At 73.0% G+C, this 3,171-nt stretch carries 4 protein-coding genes; 2 read left to right on the forward strand and 2 right to left on the reverse strand.

The features are described 5' to 3' along the window. The coding region (locus tag P409_RS41005) for a DUF1993 domain-containing protein (protein ID WP_238578808.1) at nt 1-938 on the forward strand (938 nt) is incomplete at its 5' end. Here the strand turns inward: P409_RS41005 and P409_RS30285 are convergent. Together P409_RS30285 and mepA are read right to left on the reverse strand one after the other, a co-directional pair. Further along, nucleotides 935-1,282, reverse strand: a complete 348-nt coding sequence (locus P409_RS30285) for a hypothetical protein (protein WP_152613628.1) — start codon at nt 1,280-1,282, stop codon at nt 935-937. The two genes, P409_RS41005 and P409_RS30285, sit on opposite strands and share 4 nt — an antisense overlap. Before the next feature lie 56 nt (nt 1,283-1,338). Next, nucleotides 1,339-2,211 carry a penicillin-insensitive murein endopeptidase gene (mepA, locus tag P409_RS30290; RefSeq protein WP_052121587.1) on the reverse strand — a complete coding sequence of 291 codons (873 nt, stop codon included), beginning with the start codon at nt 2,209-2,211 and terminating at the stop codon, nt 1,339-1,341. A gap of 288 nt (nt 2,212-2,499) precedes the next feature. Between mepA and P409_RS30295 the strand changes: the two genes are divergently transcribed. Continuing rightward, on the forward strand, nt 2,500-3,171 hold a 672-nt coding region (locus P409_RS30295), incomplete at its 3' end, for a PmbA/TldA family metallopeptidase (protein WP_274519187.1).

Raw genomic sequence — 3,171 nt, forward strand, 5'->3', positions numbered from 1 at the left:
GGCTGCGCCACGCGGCCCGCCTGCTGCTGGGCCGGTCGCCCCGCTGGACCGCCCGGCTGGTCGACCGGGCGCGCCCGCTGCGCGAGCTGCTGGTCGCCTACGACCTGCACGCCCCCTGGGTGGGCGGGCGGTTCGACCCGCAGCGGGTGGCCTGGTGCCGCCGCATCGCTGGGGCGCGGTTCCGCCTGACGCCGGGCCGGGTCCTGCTGCTGCTGTGCGGGCTGGGGCGTTGCTCCAGAATCCCCGGCTCGTCCTGGTGTGGGGCGTGGTGTTCGGCGCCATCCTGGCTTGGCAGCACCTCCGCAGCATGCGTTCCTAGCGGCCGGCGGCAGCCGCCCATGGACGGGAGGGACCGGATGACGATCTCGATGTACCAGGCCTCGGTGCCGGCCTTCGCCCGGGCGCTCACCAATTGCCGCGGCATCCTGGCGAAGGCCGAGGCGCACGCCCTGGCCGAGGGGCTCGATCCGGCGGTCCTGCTGGAGACCCGGCTGGCGCCCGACATGTTTCCGCTGCACCGGCAGGTGCAGATCGCCGCCGACGGCGCCCGCGGCGCCGCGGTCCGGCTGGCCGGCCTGCCGCTGCCCGACCCGGAGGCGGAGGATGTCGCCGTGTTCAACCGCGGCATCCAGCACCGCTTCCCGCCCGCTCCCGTGAGCTTCTCGGCGCTCACCGCCCGGCTCGACGCCGCCCTCGCCGTTCTCGAGGCGCTGCAGCCGGAGCAGGTCGACGGATCGGAGGCGCGGGTGATCGACGTCACCCTGGGCGGCCGCACCCGCCGCTTCGCCGGCCTGCCCTTCCTGCTGCACTACGCGCTGCCGAACCTGCAGTTCCACATCGCCATGGCCTACGCCATCCTGCGCCACGCCGGCGTCGCGCTGGGCAAGCAGGATTTCGAAGGACCGGCGGTCTATGCGAGCCTGCCGCTCACGCCCTAGCTCGCCGGACGGGCCGTGCAGTCCACGGTGGCCTCGAGAAAGGCCGGCTGGGCCGAGGTGGCGTTGTAGAGCGCGTCGACGACCCGGCAGCCGGACACCTTCTCGATCGCCTTGATCTGCGCCGGCTTGAGCAGGATCAGCGGCGGCACCGTCGCGATCGGCGCGTCGGGCGAGAACCAGGACGCGTACCAGCCGTCATTCTTGATCACCGAGACGGTATAGCCGTTCTCGACCAGGCGCTGCTTGGTCGGGTTGGTCCAGTTCCGGATCGCACTGTTCTCGCAGCCGGACAGCAGCGTGGCCATCGCCAGCGCGGCCGCCGGCACCATCAGGGCACGACGCATTCTTCCCCCCTTGAAACGGCTTTCGCCACACGGCCGCCGGACCCGGTGCCCGCCCGCTACTGCCCCGCCGTCACCGCCGGCGCGTTCAGCACCGCCATGCAGGCGGCCGGCAGCGGCGGCGGGACATAGGGCTTGCCGCCCTTCTTCGGCACGGGCGCGCGCATCGGGAACCAGGACATCAGGTCGGCGCCGCAGCCGTCGCCGGGCGGCGCCGGGTCCTGCTCGCGGCACAGCGGGCTGCCGGAGGGGCAGCCGATGCGGATGTGCAGATGCTCGTTGTGGCCGGTCCAGGGCCGCACGACGTGGAGCCAGGACCGGTCGTCCCAGTTCATCGCGCACAGCTCGCGCTTGATGGCCGGGTGGATGAAGATGCGCTCGACCCGCGGCTCGGTCGCCGCCAGGCGGATCAGCTGCGCCTGCTGCGGCGACAGGGCGCCGCGCGGGATGTAATCGGTCCAGGGGCCGGTGATGTATTCCGGCTTCAGCGTCTCGCGCTGATCGCGTGCCAGCATCGGCAGGTCGAGCCGCAGCCAGATGTCGGCGTCCAGCCCGTTCTCATGCGCCGCATGGTCGGTGATCGGGCCGCCGCGCGGCTGGCCCATATCGGCGATCAGGATCGGCGGCAGGCCGGCGGCCTGGGCCCGGCGGCCGAGATCCGCCAGCGTCGCCACCAGGGTCGGGTGGCCCCAGTTGCGGTTCCGGCTGAGGCGGATGATCTGGTAGCCGGGGCCTTCCGGCGGCAGCTGCACCGCGCCGGCGATGCAGCCATTGGAATAGCTGCCGATCACCTGCGGCGCGCCCTGCGTGGCCAGTCGCACCCGGCTCCAGGCGGGATCCTCCTCCACCGCGCCCGCCGGCGCCCCCGTCAGCAACAGGGGAGCCAGCAGCCAGGCGGCGGCCAGCGCCGTCCCGATCCGTTTCGCGATCACCCCGATCCCTCCGCTTCCGCCGACTCGCCCCGCCAGGATGCGCGTCCTGGCGGCGGAGTTGAAGCCCTGGCAAAGGCTTTCCCATCCCTCACCGTCATTGCGAGCGTAGCGAAGCAATCCAGGGGCCAGGGCGAGCGGCCCTGGATTGCTTCGCTACGCTCGCAATGACAGCCTTGGGCGAGCTGCCGACACTGCCCCTCGGCTGCGTCCGCTTGCCCTTGCACCTTGCCGCGGCGGGGGCGGCGTCGCTACATGACCGGGATGGCCCCGGAACCGACGGACCGCACGATGCCCGATTCCCATGACGCGACCCTCGACCTGCTGTCCGGCCTGATCGGCAAGGCCAGGAGGGCCGGCGCCGACGCCGCCGACGCGGTGCTGTTCGACAGCACCTCGATCTCGATCAGCTACCGGCTCGGCAAGCTCGAGCATGTCGAGCGCTCCGAAGGCGGCGACCTGGGGCTGCGCGTCTTCATCGGCAAGCGCATGGCGATCGTCTCCTCCTCCGACCGCCGCCCGGCGGCGCTGGACGAGGCGGTGGAGCGCGCCGTGGCCATGGCCAAGGTGGTGCCGGAGGACCCGTATTGCGGCATTGCCGACCCGTCCGAGCTGGCGACCGCGCTGCCGGAGCTCGACCTGGTCGACCCGGTCGAGCCGTCGACCGAGACCCTGTCCGACCGCGCCCGCGCGGCCGAGGAGGCGGCGCTGGCGGTGCAGGGCGTGACCAATTCCGAGGGCGCCAGCGCCGGCTTCGGCCGCAGCATGGCGGCGATGGTGGCCAGCAACGGCTTCGCCCGCGTCACCGGGTCGACCGGCAGCAGCATCTCGGTCTCCGCCATCGCCGGCGAGGGCACGGCGATGGAGACCGACTACGACCACAGCAGCGCGGTCCATGCCGACGACCTGCAGGCGGCCGACACGGTCGGCCGCAGCGCCGGCGCGCGCGCCGTGGCCCGGCTG

The sequence above is a fragment of the Inquilinus limosus MP06 genome, from assembly GCF_000767795.1.
GTDB lineage: Bacteria > Pseudomonadota > Alphaproteobacteria > DSM-16000 > Inquilinaceae > Inquilinus > Inquilinus limosus_E.

What these genes read in the sequence shown, in the direction of transcription:
- P409_RS30285 (WP_152613628.1), bottom strand. Translation starts at nt 1,282, where the DNA reads ATGCGTCGTGCCCTGATGGTGCCGGCGGCCGCGCTGGCGATGGCCACG.